This window comes from Amycolatopsis sp. NPDC043885 (genome assembly GCF_056435685.1).
The window spans coordinates 91,782-110,815 of record NZ_JBWKEA010000016.1 but is presented as its reverse complement, the minus strand read 5'-3'; the positions used below and the strand labels follow the sequence as shown (position 1 = coordinate 110,815).

The window sequence follows — 19,034 nt, the reverse complement described above, 5'->3', positions numbered from 1 at the left end:
ACATGCCCCCGAGCCTGCTGGTCGTGGCCTGGGTGACCGCGCGGGAGAACCCGCTGATCCGCTCGTTCGCGCGGATCGCCGTGGAAAGCCACCGCTAGCCCGCACTTGCAAGTGCGTACTTCCCTCCGGAGAGCGGCTCCCCGAAAGTGAGTACAGCTTCGCTCACCATCCACAAGGGAGACCACTTCATGTCGAGACCCGCTGCCAGGTCCCGGATCCAGGTCGGCCGGACCACGGTCACCTACCTGCCTGACGGTCACGCCTGGCTCAACCCCGCCGTTTTCCTGCCGTCGAGTGTCCCGTCCGGCTGGGCGGCCCACGACGCGTTCCTCGACGAACGCGGCTGGTTCCCGGTCAGCATCGGCTCCTTCCTGATCAGCGTCGGAGACCGGGCCATCCTGGTGGACCTGGGGCTCGGCGCGGCCGAGTTCACCCTGCCCGGTGCCGCCGAGTTCCACGGCGGCGGCCTGCTCGACGCCCTGGCCGCGGAGGGCCTGACACCCGAAGACGTCGACACCGTGATCTACACGCATCTGCACCACGACCACGTCGGCTGGACGACGAACGTTCCGCCCACACCGGACGGCGCGGGCGGGCCGGTGACCGGGCTGACCTTTCCGGCGGCGCGGCATCTCGTCAGCGAGCGCGAATGGGCGCACTGGTCCGGCACGAACGACCCGGTCGGTCCGGATCCGCTCGCGGTGCAGCGGCCGCTGGCCGAGGTGATCGGTTTCTTCGGCGACGGCGACATCATCGCGCCAGGGGTGCGGATACTCGCCACGCCGGGGCACACGCCCGGCCACAGCAGCCTCGTGATCACCGATCCGGCCGAGGAGGATCCCCGCCGCGTCGTCGTGCTCGGCGACGTCATGCACTGCCAGGTGCAGATCACCGAAAGCCACTGGACGTTCGCGTTCGACGTCGATCCAGTGGAGGGCGTCGCCACCCGCGAGCACCTGCTGAAGGAGATCGAGGACGACCGGACGATCCTCGCCGGCGGGCATTTCGCCGGACAGGTGTTCGGCCGGGTCCTGCCGCCCGCGATGCGCCGGATCTGGGCCGCCGGCCCGGCCACCGGATAACGTCGCGGCATGCCGGAACCACCACGCCGCCGTCCCCGTCCAGGCACCCCAGGCCAGGTTCTGGCCTGGTTGCCGGACGGGCGGCCCGCCGACGTGTACAGCGCGCCGTGCCCCTCCCGACAGGTGCTGGACCGCATCGCGGACAAATGGACCGCGCTCATCGTCGGCTGCCTCTCCATGGGGACCAAGCGCTACAGCGAACTGCGCGCCGCGATCGACGGGGTCAGCGAGAAGATGCTCACGCAGACCCTGCGCGGCCTCGAACGCGACGGGTTGGTCACGCGCACCGTGCATCCGACGGTGCCGCCCAAGGTCGAGTACACGTTGACCGAGCTCGGCCGCACTCTCACCGCGCCGTTGGCGGTGATCCGGGACTGGGCCGAATCCCATATCAACGAGATCAACGACGCCAGGACGCGGTACGACGCCGAGGTGTAGAAACACCGGCTCCGGGGCATTCATCGGGCATGCCGGACTCATCCTCGGAACCCGACGACGCGACCGTCGACGCCGTCGGAAAGCTGGTCTTCGCCCTCGAAACGGTCGAGCAGGCGCGAGGTCACCTGTACGCCTTCCATCACCTCACGGGGACAGCCGACTTCGCGCTCGGCGAGGCCGTCGAGGGCCTCCGCAAGGCCGGGCACGCCGAGTGGGCGGAGCGGATCGAGACCGAGTTGATCGGGCTCAACGTCCTGCCGGAGCGGTGGACCTTTCAGCTGATCGAGGAGTACGACGACGGTTACTACGCGGCTTTTCGGGGGATGACGCGCGACGTCGCCGACGACCTGACCGGCGGACGGCGGCACCTGCACGAAGAACGCATCAAGCGGCGACGGCGCACCGAGGGACGGCCGGGCCACGAGATGGGGCGGCCGAGCGGCTGAGCTACTTGCAGGGGTCGTGCCCCCAATTCATCAGCGAATACCGCCAGGTCGTGTTCTCGACGTCGCCGGACGGTCGCTGCGCGAGGTGCCGGTGCACGTAGCCGACCACCTTGCGCATGTGCTGTTCGTCCTTTTCGGAGAGTTCCGCCTTCTTGGTGCGCAGGATCGTGACGATCCGGCGGCCTGACTCGTGGCCGACCGACTCGCCTCCGTCCTTGTGCTGCCCCGCTCGGCGGGACTCGTCGGTCGTCAGCCACTTCTCGAGTTCCGCCGCGGTCATGTTGACCGCTTCGCCGAACTCGGTCCGGATGTCCTTGTCTTCGCTCACAGTTTCTCCAGTGCCTCGGGCTTGTGCACCGCTTCGCCGCCGCTCTTGTCACTGCGCACCAGGTATTGCGGCTCCTCCTTGGACGCGCGCACGGTGCGGCCGCCCGCCTCTGTGTCGGAGGTGATCTCCTTCAGGACTTCACCTTCGGCGTGCCCGCCGTGACTGTTCCAGCGGACCTTGTCGCCTTTGCGGAATCGCTCGGTCATCGCACTCCTTCTCGTCGTGGACGGTCCGACGCGGGCCAGACGTAGGGCAGGTCGTCGGGGACGTCCGGGAAACTCGCGCGGTAGTGCTCGGGTTGTTTGCGGACGAGCGCGGACTGGTGGCTGCGGTGGAAGTCCGTGTCGCCGAGCCAGGGTGGAAGCTCTTTCGCCTCCGCGAGCCGGTCCTGGGCGCGGATCCGGTCCAGTCCGGTGGTGCGGAGCAGATCCAGCCGCAGTGTTTCGCGGCAGGTGTCCTGGTGACCGGTCTCGCACCAGACCTCGCAGATGTCCAAGCCGTACCGGACGAGCGCTTCCTCGTAGCCCGCCCACATCGCCGCGGCCGGATGGTGCCGCCAGCCGTACCCCGGCACCGTCAGCGCGCGCAGCACCTGGATCGTCTCGACCCGCTGCTTTCCGAGCCTCCGCTGGTCGAGGACGGAAGCGGAGGCCCGGAAGTCGGCGAACGGGAGAAAGGTCTGCACACTGGCGGCTTCCCGCGTCGTCGCGGGTTCAAACCGATCAGAAGATCGACCAGCCGGTCAGGGTGGTGAACCGGTCCAGCGCCGCGACACCCGCCACGGAGTTGCCGCGCGGGTCCAGTCCCGGGCTCCACACGCAGATCGCGCACCGGCCGGGGACGATCGCGACGATGCCGCCGCCGACCCCGCTTTTGCCGGGAAGCCCGACACGATAGGCGAATTCGCCCGCGGCGTCGTAGGTGCCGCAAGTCAGCATCACCGCGTTGACCCGCTTGGCCGCGCTCCGCTCGAGCAGCCTGGAACCGTCGTTGCACACGCCGTGTCGGGCGAGGAATACCGCAGCGCGCGCGACGTCGCCGCAGTTCATCGCGATCGAGCACTGGCGCACGTACTGATCGAGGACGGCGGGCACCGGATGACGCATGTTCCGGTACGACGCCATGAAATACGCGAGCGCGCGGTTGCGGTCGGCGTGGGCGGCCTCCGACGCGGCCACCTCGGCGTCGATCCCGATGTCGGCGCGGCCGCTTTCCTCGCGGAGGAACCGAAGCAGTGTCTCCGCCGCGTCGCCGTGGTGCGCCAGTTCGTCGGTCACCACGAGCGCGCCGGCGTTGATGAAGGGATTGCGGGGGATCCCGTCCTCGTTCTCCAGCTGGACCAGCGAGTTGAACGGGTTGCCGGACGGCTCGCGGCCCACCCGTTCCCACACCCCGTCGCCGTGGGAGAGCGCGAGCGCCAGGGTGAAGACCTTCGACATGCTCTGGATGGAGAACGGCGTCTCCCAGTCGCCGACGCCGTGCACCCCACCGTCCACTTCGGCCACCGCCATGCCGAACCGTCCGGGTTCGACCCTGGCCAGGGCGGGGATGTAGTCCGCGACGAAGCCGCGGCCGATCTCCGGCGCGACGTCGTCGGCGATCCGGTCCAGCAGCGCTGCGAGGTCCACGGCTGTAGCGTAGAAGCGCTCCTTCGCGCGCGAAGATCGGGGTTCGCCGGCGAACTTGTCAAATCGAAAAGGGAAATTCCGGTAAAACCACCAGAGTGACGGTCCGCACACCTTAAGTCTTCCTTAGCACCGTTGGTGACCTGCCGCACACGCTCTAGCGTCTGGCAACCATGGATTCCTCGCTGCTCACCGAAAAAGGTGAAAGCTACTCAAAAGCACTGGGCAACCGCCAAGTGCAGATGATCGCCATCGGCGGCGCGATCGGCGTCGGGCTGTTCCTCGGTGCCGGTGGCAAGCTCCACCAGGTCGGGCCGTCTCTGGTCCTGTCGTACGCGCTCTGCGGTATCGCCGCGTACTTCGTGATGCGCGCTCTCGGTGAGCTCGTGCTGCACGAGCCGACTTCCGGCAGTTTCGTCACCTACGCCCGCAAGTTCATCGGGCCGTGGGCGGGTTTCGCCTCCGGCTGGATGTACTGGGTGAACTGGGCGATGACGGGGATCGCGGAGATCACCGCGGTGGCCATCTATGTGCACAAGTGGCTGCCCGAAGTGCCGCAGTGGATCACCGCCCTGGTCGCGCTCGGTGTGCTGATCCTGGTGAACCTGCTTTCGGTGAAACTGTTCGGCGAGCTGGAATTCTGGTTCTCGGTGGTCAAGGTGCTGGCCATCGTGGTCTTCCTGGTCACCGCGGCCGGCCTGGTGCTCACCAGCGCCGACATCGGCGGCACCACGGCGGGCGTGCACAACCTGACCGCCCACAATGGATTCTTCCCGGCCGGCATCGGCATCGCGCTGATGACCCTGCAGGCGGTCATCTTCGCGTACTCGGCGATCGAGGTCGTCGGTATCGCCGCCGGCGAGACCAAGGATGCCCGCAAGGTGCTGCCGAAGGCCATCAACGGGGTCGTCTGGCGGATCGGCGTGTTCTACGTGGGATCCGTGCTGCTGCTGGCGATGCTCCTGCCGTGGCCCTTCTACAACGGCGGCGAGAGCCCGTTCGTCACCGTGTTCAGCAGGCTCGGGATCCCGGGCATCGGCGACGTGATGAACGCGGTCGTGCTCACCGCCGCGCTGTCCAGCTGCAACTCCGGGCTCTACTCGACCGGCCGCATCCTGCGCGCACTCGCGGACAAGGGTGAGGCGCCGAAGTTCGTCGGCCGGATGAGTGGCCGCCACGTGCCGTACGGCGGCATCCTGTTCACCTCGGGCGCGTACGTGCTGGGCGTGGTGCTCAACTACCTGGTGCCGAAGGACGCCTTCGACATCGCCATCGCGATCGCCTCGCTCGGCGTGATCACCACCTGGGCGACCCTGATCTTCTGCCAGATGCGGCTGCGTCAGGCGGCGCTGCGCGGCGAGCTGGAAAGGTCGTCCTACCGGATGCCTTGGGCGCCCTACAGCGGCTGGGCGACGCTGGGCTTCCTCGCGCTGGTGGTCGTCCTGATGGGCTTCTCCGACGGTGCCGAGAAGATCGCCTTCTACTCGATCCCGGTCCTGGTCGTGGTACTGGCGGTCGGCTGGCGGATCGTCGGGAAACGACAGCGGCAAGAGGTGCGCTGACTGATGACCCGCATTTCGTCCTCTGAATGCGTTGCCGCATTCAGAGGACGAAATGCGGTGATCAGCTGGAGGTCGGGAAGTGGAAACCGGCGGCGGAGTGCGGCCACCGCGTCGTGACGACCTTCGCCCGCGTGTAGAACCGGACGCCCGCCGGGCCGTGGATCGGGCTGTCCCCGATGAGGGAGTCCTTCCAGCCGCCGAAGGAGTAGTACGACATCGGCACCGGGATGGGCACGTTCACCCCGATCATCCCGACCTTCACCTCCCGCTGGAACCGCCGCGCCGCCTCGCCACTGCCGGTGAACACCGCGGTCCCGTTGCCGTACGGGTTCGCGTTGATCAGCGCGATCGCTTCGTCCAGCGTGGACACCCGCACGATCCCGAGCACCGGGCCGAAGATCTCGTCGCGGTAGGCGGCCATCTCGGTGGTCACATGGTCCAAAAGGGACGGTCCGACGAAGAACCCGTCCTCGTGCCCGGCGACCCGCAGCTCCCGCCCGTCGACGACCACGGTCGCGCCCTGTTCCGCGCCGAGGGTGACGGAGTCGATCACCCGTCGTCGCGCGGCCTCCGTGACCACCGGACCCATGTCGTTTCCCGCCTCGTGGCCGGGGCCGACCTTGATCTCGGCGGCCTTGCGCTCGAGGATCTCGATCAGCCCGTCACCGGCCGACCCCACGGCGACACCGATGGAGATCGCCATGCAGCGCTGCCCGGCCGAACCGAACGCGGCCGCCGTGAGATGGTTCGCGGCGTATTCCAGGTCGGCGTCGGGCAGGACGACGGCGTGGTTCTTGGCCCCGCCCAGCGCCTGCACGCGTTTGCCGGACGCCGTCGCGCGTTCGTGGACGTACTTGGCGATCGGGGTGGACCCGACGAACGACACGGCGGCGATATCGGGATACTCCAGGATCGCGTCGACCGCGACCTTGTCCCCGTTGACCACGTTGAACACGCCGTTCGGAAGCCCCGCCTCGGCGTACAGCTCGGCGACCAGCCGGGACGCGGACGGGACCCGCTCGCTGGGCTTGAGGACGAACGTGTTGCCCGCCGCGATGGCGATCGGGTGCATCCACAGCGGCACCATGATCGGGAAGTTGAACGGCGTGATCCCGGCGACCACCCCGAGCGGCTGCCGGAAGTCGTGCACGTCCACGTCCCGCGAGACCTGGTCGGAGAATCCGCCCTTCAGCGCGTCGGCGATCCCGCAGGCGTACTCGACGATCTCGCGCCCGCGGACGATCTCGCCGCGCGCGTCGTCGATCACCTTGCCGTGCTCGGCGGAGATGATCCGGGCGAGTTCGTCCTCGTGCTTCACCAGCAGCTCGCGGAAGGCGAACATCACTTTCGTCCGCTGTGACAACGACGAATCACCCCACGACTCGAACGCCTTCCCCGCGGCGGCCACCGCGGTGTCCACATCGGACGGTTCCGCGAGAAGCACCTCCGCCCGTGCGCGTCCCGCTGCCGGGTCGTACACCGGGGAGGTCCGGGTGGAGCCCGCCGTGGTCGCGGCGCCGTTGATCCAGTGGTCGATGGTCTTCACGCGTTGTCCTCCACAGGTGTTCACAGCAGTCCGACGGCCGTGTCGACGGCCTTGGCGACGTCGCCGTCGTGCGGGTAGAGCAGGGACCGGCCGACCACGAGGCCTTGCACGGTCGGCAGCGCGAGCGCGCGTTGCCAGGCGGCGAACGCGGCGTCGGGATCCTTGACCTCGCCGCCCAGCAGGACGGCGGGCAACGTCGAGGCGGCCAGCACGCGCTCCATGTCCTTCACCACCGGGAGTTTCAGCCACGTATAGGCCGACGAGCGGCCGAGTGCGGAGGCGATCGTGATCGAGCGGATCACGGAGTCGGGGGAGAGGTCGGTGCGGAGCCGTCCGTCGACCCAGTCCGCGAGGAACGGCTCGACCATCGCGATCAGTTTCCGGTCGGCCAGGTCGTTGACCGCCTTCGCGGTGTTCTCGAGGACGCTCGGCGTCGCCGGGTCGGTCAGGCAGATCCTGGTGAGCGTCTTGCCGCCGTCGAACCGCATCCGCTCGATCGTTTCGGCGTCGTAGCAGGCGAACCGGTCGTCGATCTCGAAACTCGATCCCGCGAGTCCGGTGCGGTTCATCGAGCCGATGACGGTCTTGCCGTCGAGGGCGCCGAGGAGCAGCAGGTCGTCGAGGATGTCCGGCGTCGCCAGCACGCCGGTGACCCCGGGACGTTCCAGCGCCAGGCCGAGGCGGTCGAGCAGTTCGCCGCGGTCGGCCATCGCGAGCGGGTCGGAGCCGACTCCGTTCGCGCCGCGAGCCGGATGGTCCGCGGCGATGATCATCGTGCGGCCCTTGTCGTTGAAGGGCGACTTCGCCCGGACGCGGGTCGCGGCGGCCACCGCGACGGCCCCCGGATCGCGCACCCGCGCGGTGACGATCCGGCGCACTGTGTCCGACAACTTCGTACCTCCCGGCTCGCGTGGTCCTGCGACCATCGCAAGCGGCGTGAGACTTTGTCAAGACATATGGACATAAGGTCATAGTGGCCGGTCGCGGTAGGCTCCGCGCATGAAACCCTGGGCGCCCGGCGAGATCGTGGTGGATCCGAACGGTCCGGAGCCGCTGTATTCGCAGGTCGCCCGGCAGATCGGCGCCGCCATCGAAGACGGCAGGCTGCCGAACGGCGCCAGGCTCGACAACGAGCTCGATCTGGCCGCGCGTCTGCACCTGTCGCGGCCGACCATCCGCCAGGCGATCCAGTCACTGGTCAACCAGGGGTTGCTCGTCCGCAAACGCGGTGTCGGCACGCAGGTCGTGCGCACCAAGGTCGCGCGGCCGCTCCGGCTGAGCAGCCTCTTCGACGACCTCAGCGAACTCGGCGACAAGCCGGAGTCCGTCGTCCTCGTCAACCGGATCGAACCCGCGGGCGACGACGCGATCGAGCATCTCGAGACACCGGGCCTGACCCACGTCCGGCGGCTGAAGCGGGTGCGTTCGACGGGCGGCGAGCCGCTGGCGATCATGAACAACTACCTGCCCGACGGCCTGATCGCCCCGGCCGACGACGAACTGCGGGACAAGGGCCTTTACCAGCTACTGCGCTCGGCCGGTGTCCGTCTGCACGCCGCCCAGCAGAACGTGGGGGCCCGGCAGGCGACCGAGGAGGACGCCGAACTGCTGGACGAGGAGCCGGGCGCGGCCCTGCTCACCATGCGCCGCACCACTTACGACGACTCGGGCAAGGTCGTGGAGTACGGATGGCACGTCTACCGCGCGTCGCGCTACTCGTTCAACCTCTCACTGACCAACAACGTCTGACGGTTCGCGTTCCAGGTCGGTCTCCAAGGCCGCGTACACCGAAGGACGGAACCGCCGCAGCCAGCCGGCGAGCGCGAGCCCGGCCAGCGCGACCACCAGGAGCAGCCACGGCAGGTGCGGGACGACGCCGTTGCTCGAGCCGACGAGTGTCGGGAAGTTGAGGATCGCCAGCGTCACGATCAGCCCGAGCCCCACCGCGCCCAGCCCGGGGGCGATCAGCGTCTTCGCGACCCGGTGATCCCGCGTCCGGCGGAAGTAGACCAGAATCGCCACCGCCGCGAACAACTGCAGAGTGAGGATCCCGAGCGTGCCGAAGCCGGTCATGCTCGCGGTGAGATCGGCGACCGGGTCGAGCCCGGCGAGCCGGAACGCCAGCGCCACCAACGAACCGAAGACCAACTGGGCGATCGAGGCGTAGCGCGGCGCGCCGTTGCGCGGGCTGGTCTTGCCCAGCAGCCGTGGCAGCACGCCGACCCGGCCCAGCGCGTACAGATAGCGGGTGGCCGAATTGTGCAGCGCCAGCAGCGCCGCGAACAGGCTGACCACCAGAAGCAGCAACATCACCTTCGTCAACGGGCCGCCGAGATACTCCTGCGCGACCGACAGCACGAGGTCCCCGCTCGACAGGTGTGCGGCGGCCACGTCCTGCGCCTGCTCGGCGCCGATCGCGCTGACCACGGCCCAGGTCGTGAACGCGGCGAACACCCCGATGAACCCGATCGCGATGTAGGTCGCCCGGGGGATCGTCCGCTGGGGATCCTTGGCCTCCTCGCCGAACAGCGCCGTCGCCTCGAACCCGATGAAAGCGTTGGCGGCGAACAACAACGCCAGACCGCCCGCCCCCTGGAACACCACGGACGGGCTGAACGCGGCGAACGAGAAGCCGTGCCGGAACAGCACGCTGAAGTCCATGATCAGCAGGATCGACACTTCGAGGATCAGCGAGACACCCAGCACTTTCGCACTGACCGCGATTCCCCGGCGGCTGAGCAAGAGGACCAGCACGACCGAAAGCGCGCTCCAGAACAGCCAATCGAGTTTCAGGCCGAAGACGTCGTCGATCGCCGTGGAGGTGAAGAACCCGCTCGTGCCGATCGCGCCCGCGACGAAACAGTTGTAGCCGAGCATCGCGACGAACCCGGCGACGAGACCCGGCGTCCTGCCCAGCCCCTTGACCACGAAGGCGTAGAAGCCGCCCGCGCTGGTGAGCACCCGCGACATCTGCGCGTAACCGACGGCGAACAGCAGCAGAACGACTGTCGCCAGCAGGAACGCCGCGACCATGCCGCCGCCGTTCCCGACCGCGATGCCGATGGCCGCGATCACGATCATCCCGGTCAAGGGCGCGACCGCGGCGAGCACGAGGAAGACGATGCCCGGCACGCCCAGTACGTTCTTGGCGAGCGACGTGTCGTCTCGGCTCATGCGGTGCTCCTCGTCTCGGCTGGACGGCCAGTATGGGAGCGGTGGGGGCGCCGGGCTTTGCCTTTGCGTGCGCGGCGCTTGTTCGTCAGCGCCTGGCCTGCCGGCTGTCGGTGGCGGGGCGTCGTGTCTCTAGAACCCCTTCGGCCCTGGTGGTGGGTCGGGTTGGTCGTGAGTGGCGTTTCGGGTTCTAACCCGAAACGCCACTCACGACCCCCTCGTGAAATCGCCCATCCAGGCATCAATCAGACATTGGGTCAGCGAAAGTGTCGGCTCCTGTCGGCCAGGGCAGCCGAGCGCGTAACCTGCGGCAATCCTCCCGCTTACGATCAAGACCCCCATCCAAGATCAACTTGAGCTACGTGGCATTGGGTTGGAACCGTCCCTATCACTCACGACCGCGGTTCGGGAAAGGAAGGCCATCCGTGCGGCTTGTCCAGGATTTCGATGGTCGCCTGATCGACCAGGAAATACTGGCCGCCGTCCTCGCGCGGATTCGTGTAGGCGGCGGTCGCGACCAGACGGCCGAAGTCGGCCATCACCGCGATGGGATAGCCACCGTCGAAGACTTCGCCGTGCGCGGCCGTCGCGACGGTCCCGGTCTCGTACCAGGTGACGAAATACTGCGCCGGGCCGGTTTCGAAGACGCGCAGTGTCGCCTCCTTCTGCCGGACACCGGCGAAATCACCGGAAACGCCGGTCCAGATCATCGTCGTCCGGTCCGCGTAGTGCTGCTCCAGCACGTTCCCGGAGCCGTAGTGGAAGTTCGCGCGGAGCCCGACGAGGTCGGTGGTGAGCGGATGGGTCCCGGTCACGGGGAAGAAGCGGACGTCGAGTTGCACGGGCTGAAACCTCCGGATCGCTGGTATCCGCAGGTTTAGCAGCCCGAAGCAGCTCGATCGTTGTCCGGCGAAGCGATCCTGTTGTCGGTGAACGCGAGGATCAGTCGAACATGCCGGGCTGGTAGTCGCCCGCAGGCGTCCGGGCGATGACGTTGAGCCGGTTGTACGCGTTGATCGTGGCGACCAGCGCGATCAGGGCACCGATCTGCTCGTCGTCGTAGTGCTTGCGCACCTGCGCCCAGGTCTCGTCGCTGACACCGTGGTGCGCGTCGGCGATGCGGGTGCCCTCCTCGGTGAGCGCCAAGGCCGCCCGCTCCGCCTCGGTGAAGACATTCGCTTCCCGCCAGGCTGCGACCAGGTTGAGCCGCACCGAGGTCTCGCCGGCGTGCGCGGCGTCCTTGCTGTGCATGTCGGTGCAGAAGCCGCAGCCGTTGATCTGGCTGGCGCGCAGCTTCACCAGTTCCTGGGTCGCGTGCGGCAGCGAGGATTCCTCGATCGGACGGTTCGCGGCGCCGAGACGCTTGACGTACTTGAGGATGACTTCGTTCTCGAACAGGTTGACGCGCGGTTCCATGATCTTTCCTCTCCGTCGGTTCCTGCACACATGACGAGCGGGCTGGAGAGGTTGTGACAGCCTTCGGCGTGACGCCGGTCACGCGGGATTCGCCGCCCGGCGATGGGGTACCCGCCGGGCATGGGCAACCGTCTGGCCAGCGCCGTCTCGCTGTTCACCGCGGTCGGGACCGGGCTCTGCTTGATCGTGGGGCTGATCGCCCTGATCCGGCATTGGTCGCCGGGATATCCGGCGATCTGGTGCGCCGCGCTGGCCGTGGCCGTCGGCTTCAATCTGTGGGCGGCGAAGGGGAGTGAAGGAGATCGGCGAGGATCTCGGCGCCGTCGACGACGCGCGGGCCTGGCCGGTTGAAGTAGGCCGGTCCGTCCAAGATGTGCACGGCCGGGATGTCGTCCCAGCCCGGCAAACCGGTCAGCAGCGGTAATTCCGCCTCGGTCCGCTCCGGCGGGAAGCCGCAGGGCATGAGCAGCAGCACGTCGGGTCGCGCCTCGGCGACAGCGTCCCAGGTGATGGGGCGAGTGTGTTCGCCCGCGGCGGCGAGCAGAGGGACGCCACCGGCGGCCTCGATCTGCTCCGGGACCCAGTGCCCGGCCGGCCAGAGCGGGTCGAGCCATTCGATGGCCGCCACCTTCGGCCGCGGTCGTCCCGCGACGCGGCCCCGGACGGCCTCCCAGCGTTCCCGGAGAAGACGAGCCTCGGAAGCCGCACGTTCGGGAACACCCAGTACCTCACCGAGCGTGGCCAAACAGCTGAAGACGCCGTCGAGCGTTCGCGGTTCGAGGCTGACCACCCGCGTGTCGCCGTCCAGCGTGCGCACGGTCTCCGAGACCTGCCGGTAGGAGACCGCGCAGACGTCGCAGAGGTCCTGTGTGAGCACGACGTCGGGTTCGGCCTCCGCGAGCAGCGCGGCGTCGAGGGAGTACAGGGCCGAACCGCGATGCTCGCCGCCGACGGCCGCCGAAATCTCCCGGCTCGACAGCACGTCGTGGTCGATCGTGCTGCTCGTGACCACCGGGACGTCGTCCAGCGCGCCGGGTGGCCAGTCGCATTCGTGGGTCCGGCCGGCCAGAGACGGCAGGAGCCCGAGGGTCGCGATGAAGTCGGTCGCGGCGGGGAGCAGCGAGACGATCCGCATCCGCCCACGGTAGGCGACCCGTCCATCCTGCACATCCGCGCGGGGCAAATGCGTGAAAGTGCGCTAACAGAGCATTGACGTTGCACAAAACTGCACCTAACGTGACAGGTATTGCGCACAACTGGCACGGATGGGGAGTTCATGAGCGGGACCTTCATGGCGGCGGAGATCGCGAGCCAGCCTGGCTGCTGGCGGGAAGCGGCGGCGCTGGCCTCGGCGAACAGTGACCTGCTGCCGCCGCCGGGCGCGCGGGTCGCGATCGTCGGCTGCGGCACGTCGTGGTTCATCGGCCAGGCGTACGCCGTCCTCCGGGAGTCCGCCGGGCACGGCGAGACCGACGCCTTCGCCGCGTCCGAGTTCCCGTCCGTCCGGACTTACGACCACGTCGTGGCGCTGACCAGGTCGGGTACGACGACCGAGGTCCACGCCTTGCTGGCGAAGCTCCGGGGCAAGACGCCGACCATCGCGATCACCGGCGTGCCGCGCGAGATCGAGACCGCCGCGGACACGATCGTCGACCTCTCCGTGGTGGACGAGCGCTCGGTCGTGCAGACCCGGTTCGCCACGACGGCGCTGGCGATGCTGCGCGCCCATCTCGGCGAAGACCTGACCGTGGTCGCCGACCAGGCCGAACGCGTACTCGCCGAACCGCTGCCCGACGAACTCGTCGCCGCGGAGCAGTTCAGCTTCCTCGGCACCGGCTGGTCCGTGGGCATCGCGAACGAGGCCGCGCTCAAGTTCCGCGAGGCCTGCCTGCTGTGGACCGAGTCGTACCCGGCCTGGGACTACCGGCACGGGCCGATCAGCATCAGCGAACCCGGCCGGGTGACCTGGATGTTCGGGCAGGCGCCGGAAGGGCTGGCCGACGACGTCGCCCGCGCGGGCGGCCTGTTCGTCGAGAGCGGCCTGGACCCGCTGGCGGATCTGGTCCGCGCGCAGCGTGTCGCCGGGGCCATCGCCGCCCGCAAGGGACTCGACCCGGACAACCCCCGCAGCCTCACCCGTTCCGTCGTCCTGACCTGAAAGCCCGTTGGCGGAGCTGTGAGGTATTCGGAAAAGTGACCGGACGCGTGAACTCGCCCCGGCCGAAGGCCCCGCTATCGCGGTCGCGGGTTCACCGACAGACAATGAGGTCGCCGTGATCGTCACCGTCACGCCGAACACCGCGCTGGACGTCACGTACACAGTGGACGGTCTGCGGCCCGGTGACGTGCACCGGGTGCGGGACGTGCGGTATCGGGCGGGCGGCAAGGGCGTCAACGTCGCCCGCGTGCTGCACACGCTCGGTGCCGACGTCCGCGCGATCTTCACGGCCGGTGGCTCGACGGGAGCCGCCGTCGTGGGTGATCTCGCGGCGGCGGGCATCGCGGCGGGCGTCGTTCCGATCGGCGGCGAAACCCGGCGCACCACCACGGTTCTCGCGGGCGACGGATCGGTCACGCTGCTCAACGAGCCAGGGCCACGGCTCACCGGGGACGAATGGCAAGCGCTTGCGGCGGCCGTCCGGGCTCGGAAGCCGGACGTGCTCGTCTGCTCGGGCAGCCTGCCGCCGGGAGCCGGGGGATACGCCGGGCTCTTCAGTGACGCACCGTCCATTTTGGACACTTCCGGCGATGCGCTGCTCGCCGGACTGGCCGGGAAGCCGACCGTGGTCAAACCGAACACGGACGAGCTGCGCGAGGTCACCGGCCTGCGTGACCCGGTGGCCGCCGCGGCCGAACTCCGCAAGGCAGGGGCGGGCGCCGTCGTCGTCTCGCTGGGGCCCGAGGGACTGCTGGCGGTGACCGGATCCGGCACCTGGCACGCGGCGCCGTCCACTGTGCTCCGCGGCAACACCACTGGCGCGGGTGACGCCGTCGTCGCGGCACTGGCGCTGGGGCTCAGCCGCGTCGAACCGTGGCCGGACATCCTGCGCCGTGCCGTCGCGTTGTCCGGGGCGGCCGTGCTCGGCCCGCTCGCCGGCGACGTCGACCTGGCGCACTACCAAGCCGAACAGGGGCTGGTCGCCGTGCGCGCCCGCCCGGACTAGGAGAACTGCCATGCCTCTGGTGGGAACCGGGGAAATCGTCGGAGCCGCCGCGGTGGCCAGGCGCGGCTGCGGCGCGTTCAACGCGATCCAGCTCGAACACCTCACCGCCATCGTCGACGGCGCGGCCGCGGCGGAAGCGCCGGTGATCGTGCAGCTGAGCCAGAACGCCGTGAAGTACCACGGCTCGCTGGCGCCGGTCGGCGCGGCGGCGCTGGCCATGGCCAGGAGTGCGGACACGCCGGTCGCGGTGCATCTCGACCACGCCGAATCGGCCGACCTCGTCCGCGAGGCGGTCGCGCTCGGCTTCGGCTCCGTCATGTTCGACGCGTCCAAACTGGACTACGCCGACAATGTGCGTGCGACCCGCGAAGTCGCCGCGTACTGCCACGACCACGGCGTGTGGGTGGAGGCCGAACTCGGGGAGGTCGGGGGCAAGGACGGCGTCCACGCACCCGGCGCGCGCACGGATCCGGACGAGGCGGCGGAGTTCGTCGCGTCCACCGGGGTCGACGCGCTCGCGGTGGCGGTGGGCAGTTCGCACGCCATGCTCACCCGTGACGCCGCATTGGACTTCGAGCTGATCGCAAGGCTGCGGGAGCGGGTGCCGGTACCGCTGGTACTGCATGGTTCGTCCGGCGTGCCCGACGACGGGCTGGCCGAAGCCGTGCGAGCGGGGATGACGAAAATCAATATCGCCACCCAGCTCAACAAGGTGTTCACCGCGGCCGCGGCGGAGGATTGGCGTGCGCATCCGGAGCGCGTCGACCCCCGGAAATACCTCGGTGCCGGGCGCGCCGCGGTCGCCGTCGAGGTGCGGCGACTGCTGGGAGTGCTCAAGCTTGATCAGGTTGAACCGGTCAAGGTGACGATTGAGCAGACTTTGCGCGATTGACTGTTGACATGTGCGCGAAACCTCACAAAACTGCGCAACAACAAGCAGAACTTGTGTGATCTTCGATCCAGGTGGTGGCGGATGCGGGTAGGCAGGCTCACGGCATTGACGGCAGGGGCGGCGCTCCTGCTCGCGGGATGCGGCGGCGGGGACGTGGCCGGTGGCACCGGCGAGAACGCGCTCCCGGGCGTCGACCAGTTCCTCAACGCGCCCTGTCCGGAGGCGGGGGTGAAACCCGTGACGGACAAGGAGTTCACGTACTGGTCGATGTGGACGGCCGACGAGCCGCAGGGCAAGGTCCTCCAGAAGGCCTTCAAATGCTTCCAGGAGAAGACCGGCGTCAAGGTCGACGTGCAGTGGCTGGGCCGCAAGGCCTACACCCAGAACCTGGTGCCCGCGCTGAACACCGACGCGGTACCGGACCTGTTCGACCAGGACGTCAGCAAGGTCGGCGCGGCGGTGATGACGCCGGGCGGCACGCAGAGCGTCGACGACGTGTTCGCGATGAAGGTCGGCGAGGGCGACAAGACCGTCAAGGACGTACTTTCGCCAAGCTCGTACGACTTCCCGCAGAACAAGGACCGCGAGGGCCACAACTTCATGGTCCCGTACACGATCCAGTCGAGCGCGTGGTGGTTCAACAAGGACACCGCCGGCGACATCCAGCAGCCGAAGACGATGGACGAGCTGATCGGCCTGTTCGACAAGGCCAAGGCCGACGGCAAGGCCGCCATCAGCCTCGACGGCGACATCCCGTTCTACAACATGTACTTCTACACCCAGCTCGCCGAGCGGTACGTCGGCGCGGGCGGGCTCTACAAGGCCGCCACCGACAAGACCGGCCAGGCGTGGAAGACCGAGCCCGGTTTCCTCAAGGCGGCCACCGAAACCGCGAAGCTGCCCAAGTACTTCATCGACGGCTGGGACGCGGCGAAGTTCCCGCAGGTGCAGCAGCGCTGGGCCGACGGCGATTCCCGGTTCCTCTACGTCGGCAGCTGGGCGCCGAGCGAGACCCGTGAATACCTGGACAAGCAGGGAGCCGGGACGAAGATCAACTACGGCTCCTTCCAGTTCCCGATGCCCGAAGGCGCCACGCACGACACCGTCGAGCAGATGTCGATCGGCTTCTCGGTGACCAAGAAGGCCAAGCACGCCGAGGCGGCCAAGGCGTTCATCGCCTACTTCCTCAACAAGGACCTGCTCGCCGGCATCCCGATCGTGGCCGACAACCTCGTGCCGCGCGCCGACCTCGCCGTGCCGGACGACCTCAAGCAGGTCAAGGCCGCGCTGGACGACCCGAAGAAGGAGCACGTCCTGCAGTACGACGGGATCGACGGCATCGCCGGCGGCAAATGGCAGACCGACGTCTTCGACCCCGCCGACATCGCGCTGCTGAAGGGCCAGATCACCCCGCAGCAGTTCGTGGACCAGCTCGCCACCAAGGGCGCCGAATTCTGGAAGAACCAGGGCTGATGGCGACAGTCACGACTCCGGCGACACCGCCGGCGCGGGCCGTGAAGGCCGGGGCGCACCTGAGTCGCAAGAAACGGCTGTTCTGGCCGTTCGCCGCGCCGGCGCTGGTGTTGTACCTGGCCTTCCTGGTCCTGCCGACGATCGCGACCGTCGTGCTGAGCTTCACCAGCTGGGCCGGCGCGGGGGACACGCCGGAACCCAACGGCGTCACCAACTACACGCAGATGTGGGCGAGCGACTCGTTCCAGTACGCCTTCCGCAACACGCTGATCTACGTGTTCCTCGGCGGGATCGGCACGTTCGCGCTGGCGTTCCTGTTCACCATGGTGTTGCGGGACATGAAGGGCGGCAAGATCGTCCGCGCGATCCTGTTCTTCCCGAACATCGTGGCGCCGGTCGCGCTCGGCATGTTCCTCGGCTTCGTCTTCAAGTACCAGCCGGGGAAGCAGGGCCTGGCGAACTACGTGCTGGAAAGCCTCGGCGCGGACGCGGCGAAGTTCCTCGCACCGTCCAATGTGACCGGTGTGGTGACGGCTTCGCTGATCTGGGCCAGCTCGGGTTTCTACATCACCATCCTGATGGCCGCGGTCGACCGCATCCCGCCGTATCTCTACGAGGACGCAGAGCTGGGCGGCGCTTCGCCGTGGCAGAAGTTCAAGAACATCACGCTGCCGATGACCTGGGACGTCGTCGGTGTCGCCGGGGTGCTGTGGACGATCAACGCGCTCAAGATCTTCGAGCTGGTGTTCGTACTCGCCGGTCCGGGCACCTACGCCCCGCCCAACGAGGCGTGGACGCTGGGGATCTACGTGTTCGACCGGACCTTCGGCTCGAACGGCACACCGGACTTCGGTGCCGCGTGTGCCTGCGCGGTGGCGATGATCGCACTGGTGTCCGTGCTCGTCGTCCTGCTCCGCCGGTTGATGCGCCGTGACGCGATCCAGTTCTGAGGGAGATCACATGTCCGTCACCGACGTCGAGGCGCCTGCGCGCCCGTCGCCGAAACCGGTGCGCAAGCCGCCACGCAAACCGCGTCCGGCGCCCGGCTCCAAGCGGTTCAGCCCGTTGCGGGTACTGGGTTCCACGATCGTGTGGCTGTTCACCGCGGGCAACATCCTGGTGCTGTACTGGCTGCTCACGGCGTCGTTCAAGACACCGGTGGAGATCTTCACCAAGCCGTTCGCCCTGCCGTACCAGTGGTTCCATGTCGGCAAGCCGTTCCGGAACTTCATCTACGCCTGGAACAACGCCGGCTTCGGGCAAGCCGTGCTGACCACCGTGCTCCTGGTCGGGCTGGCGACGGTCGTGACCGTCGCCGTCTCGGCGCCCTGCGCGTACGCCCTGACCAGGCTCGGTGTCCGCGGTGCCGGCCCGATGACGAATGTCGTCGCGATCGGGATGGGCGTGCCGTTCCAGACGGTCATCATCCCGCTGTTCGTGGTGCTCAGCAAAGTGCACCTGGACAACGAGTACGGCCTGTTCGTGCTGTACGTGGCGCTGTCGATCCCGTTCACGGTGTTCCTCATGACGGGGTTCTTCCGGTCGCTGCCGGACGAGCTGGAGGAGGCGGCCGCGCTCGACGGTGCGTCGCCGACGCGCACGTTCTTCTCGGTCATGCTGCCGCTGACCCGCGGCGGCATGATCACCGCGCTGACGCTGAACGCCATCGGCCTGTGGAACGAGACGCTGCTGGCGATCGTGTTCCTCAAGGACCAGGCGCACTTCACGCTCTCCCGCGCGCTCTTCACCTTCTACGGGGCCGCGAGCTACCAGTCGGAGTACGGCGGCCTGATCGCCGGGGTGGCGATCGTCGTGCTCCCGATGCTCGTGCTCTACCTCGTGCTCGCCCGCCGGATCATCACCGGCCTGACCCTCGGCGCCGGAAAGTAGG

21 protein-coding genes are annotated in these 19,034 nt (G+C 68.3%); 11 read left to right on the top strand and 10 right to left on the bottom strand.

The genetic code is table 11. The features are described from left to right. Positions 1 to 188: 188 nt before the first annotated feature. The 3 genes from AC069I_RS33725 to AC069I_RS33715 are packed head-to-tail and all read left to right on the top strand — an operon-like array spanning position 189 to position 1,966. Positions 189 to 1,082 (top strand): MBL fold metallo-hydrolase, encoded by an 894-nt coding sequence (locus tag AC069I_RS33725; protein ID WP_478267203.1) that lies wholly within the window; start codon positions 189 to 191, stop codon positions 1,080 to 1,082. Positions 1,083 to 1,091: 9 nt separating this feature from the next. Beyond that, complete coding sequence (locus AC069I_RS33720; protein ID WP_478232973.1) at positions 1,092 to 1,520, top strand: winged helix-turn-helix transcriptional regulator; 429 nt, start codon at positions 1,092 to 1,094, stop codon at positions 1,518 to 1,520. 29 nt (positions 1,521 to 1,549) lie between these two features. Further along, entirely contained in the window at positions 1,550 to 1,966 is a 417-nt protein-coding gene (locus tag AC069I_RS33715; protein ID WP_478229596.1) for a hypothetical protein, read from the top strand. A 1-nt stretch (position 1,967) separates the two neighbouring features. On the opposite strand, the gene AC069I_RS33710 is transcribed toward AC069I_RS33715, so the two are convergent. From AC069I_RS33710 to AC069I_RS33695, 4 genes are read right to left on the bottom strand one after another with little or no spacing between them, the layout of a single operon-like run. Further along, on the bottom strand, positions 1,968 to 2,294 hold the full coding sequence (locus tag AC069I_RS33710; protein WP_478229595.1) for a DUF3140 domain-containing protein: 327 nt from the start codon (positions 2,292 to 2,294) through the stop codon (positions 1,968 to 1,970). After that, positions 2,291 to 2,500 carry a hypervirulence associated TUDOR domain-containing protein gene (locus tag AC069I_RS33705; protein ID WP_340688244.1) on the bottom strand — a complete coding sequence of 70 codons (210 nt, stop codon included), beginning with the start codon at positions 2,498 to 2,500 and terminating at the stop codon, positions 2,291 to 2,293. The genes AC069I_RS33710 and AC069I_RS33705 overlap by 4 nt, the downstream gene beginning before the upstream one ends. Next, positions 2,497 to 2,979, bottom strand: coding sequence for an MSMEG_6728 family protein (locus AC069I_RS33700; RefSeq protein WP_478229594.1), 483 nt, complete (start codon positions 2,977 to 2,979; stop codon positions 2,497 to 2,499). The genes AC069I_RS33705 and AC069I_RS33700 overlap by 4 nt, the downstream gene beginning before the upstream one ends. A gap of 37 nt (positions 2,980 to 3,016) precedes the next feature. After that, positions 3,017 to 3,922, bottom strand: coding sequence for a glutaminase (locus tag AC069I_RS33695; RefSeq protein ID WP_478267202.1), 906 nt, complete (start codon positions 3,920 to 3,922; stop codon positions 3,017 to 3,019). A 170-nt stretch (positions 3,923 to 4,092) separates the two neighbouring features. Between AC069I_RS33695 and AC069I_RS33690 the strand changes: the two genes are divergently transcribed. Further along, positions 4,093 to 5,481 (top strand): amino acid permease, encoded by a 1,389-nt coding sequence (locus AC069I_RS33690; protein ID WP_478267201.1) that lies wholly within the window; start codon positions 4,093 to 4,095, stop codon positions 5,479 to 5,481. 61 nt (positions 5,482 to 5,542) lie between these two features. Here the strand turns inward: AC069I_RS33690 and AC069I_RS33685 are convergent, their stop codons facing one another. Both AC069I_RS33685 and AC069I_RS33680 read right to left on the bottom strand, forming a co-directional pair. After that, positions 5,543 to 7,027: a CoA-acylating methylmalonate-semialdehyde dehydrogenase gene (locus AC069I_RS33685; RefSeq protein WP_478267200.1), complete on the bottom strand. Its 1,485-nt coding sequence runs from the start codon at positions 7,025 to 7,027 to the stop codon at positions 5,543 to 5,545. 20 nt (positions 7,028 to 7,047) lie between these two features. Further along, positions 7,048 to 7,917 carry a Cgl0159 family (beta/alpha)8-fold protein gene (locus tag AC069I_RS33680; RefSeq protein WP_478229590.1) on the bottom strand — a complete coding sequence of 290 codons (870 nt, stop codon included), beginning with the start codon at positions 7,915 to 7,917 and terminating at the stop codon, positions 7,048 to 7,050. Positions 7,918 to 8,026: 109 nt separating this feature from the next. On the opposite strand from AC069I_RS33680, the gene AC069I_RS33675 reads away from it, so the two are divergent. After that, entirely contained in the window at positions 8,027 to 8,776 is a 750-nt protein-coding gene (locus tag AC069I_RS33675; RefSeq protein ID WP_478229589.1) for a GntR family transcriptional regulator, read from the top strand. On the opposite strand, the gene AC069I_RS33670 is transcribed toward AC069I_RS33675, so the two are convergent. The 4 genes from AC069I_RS33670 to AC069I_RS33655 all read right to left on the bottom strand — a co-directional run bounded on the left by AC069I_RS33670 (position 8,756) and on the right by AC069I_RS33655 (position 12,749). Then, on the bottom strand, positions 8,756 to 10,201 hold the full coding sequence (locus tag AC069I_RS33670; protein WP_478229588.1) for an APC family permease: 1,446 nt from the start codon (positions 10,199 to 10,201) through the stop codon (positions 8,756 to 8,758). The two genes, AC069I_RS33675 and AC069I_RS33670, sit on opposite strands and share 21 nt — an antisense overlap. 389 nt (positions 10,202 to 10,590) lie before the next feature. Then, a complete protein-coding gene (locus tag AC069I_RS33665; protein ID WP_478229587.1) occupies positions 10,591 to 11,040 on the bottom strand; it encodes a MoaF C-terminal domain-containing protein in 450 nt (149 codons plus the stop codon). Between the two features lie 100 nt (positions 11,041 to 11,140). Further along, positions 11,141 to 11,614 (bottom strand): carboxymuconolactone decarboxylase family protein, encoded by a 474-nt coding sequence (locus tag AC069I_RS33660; RefSeq protein ID WP_340688253.1) that lies wholly within the window; start codon positions 11,612 to 11,614, stop codon positions 11,141 to 11,143. Positions 11,615 to 11,882: 268 nt separating this feature from the next. After that, complete coding sequence (locus AC069I_RS33655) at positions 11,883 to 12,749, bottom strand: cobalamin-binding protein (protein WP_478229586.1); 867 nt, start codon at positions 12,747 to 12,749, stop codon at positions 11,883 to 11,885. Positions 12,750 to 12,890: 141 nt separating this feature from the next. Here AC069I_RS33655 and AC069I_RS33650 point away from each other — a divergent pair, with 141 nt between their 5' ends. The 6 genes from AC069I_RS33650 (at position 12,891) to AC069I_RS33625 (ending at position 19,033) form a co-directional block, all read left to right on the top strand. After that, the gene (locus AC069I_RS33650; protein WP_478229585.1) at positions 12,891 to 13,772 is read left to right on the top strand and encodes an SIS domain-containing protein; all 882 of its coding nucleotides are present in this window, start codon (positions 12,891 to 12,893) and stop codon (positions 13,770 to 13,772) included. A gap of 115 nt (positions 13,773 to 13,887) precedes the next feature. Further along, a complete protein-coding gene (locus tag AC069I_RS33645; protein ID WP_478267199.1) occupies positions 13,888 to 14,778 on the top strand; it encodes a 1-phosphofructokinase family hexose kinase in 891 nt (296 codons plus the stop codon). Between the two features lie 10 nt (positions 14,779 to 14,788). Further along, a complete protein-coding gene (locus AC069I_RS33640; protein ID WP_478232964.1) occupies positions 14,789 to 15,670 on the top strand; it encodes a class II fructose-bisphosphate aldolase in 882 nt (293 codons plus the stop codon). Positions 15,671 to 15,751: 81 nt separating this feature from the next. Next, positions 15,752 to 17,143 (top strand): ABC transporter substrate-binding protein, encoded by a 1,392-nt coding sequence (locus tag AC069I_RS33635; RefSeq protein ID WP_478229582.1) that lies wholly within the window; start codon positions 15,752 to 15,754, stop codon positions 17,141 to 17,143. After that, positions 17,143 to 18,093, top strand: a complete 951-nt coding sequence (locus AC069I_RS33630; RefSeq protein WP_478229581.1) for a carbohydrate ABC transporter permease — start codon at positions 17,143 to 17,145, stop codon at positions 18,091 to 18,093. The genes AC069I_RS33635 and AC069I_RS33630 overlap by 1 nt, the downstream gene beginning before the upstream one ends. A gap of 10 nt (positions 18,094 to 18,103) precedes the next feature. Further along, positions 18,104 to 19,033, top strand: coding sequence for a carbohydrate ABC transporter permease (locus AC069I_RS33625; RefSeq protein ID WP_125682212.1), 930 nt, complete (start codon positions 18,104 to 18,106; stop codon positions 19,031 to 19,033). Position 19,034 lies beyond the last annotated feature (1 nt).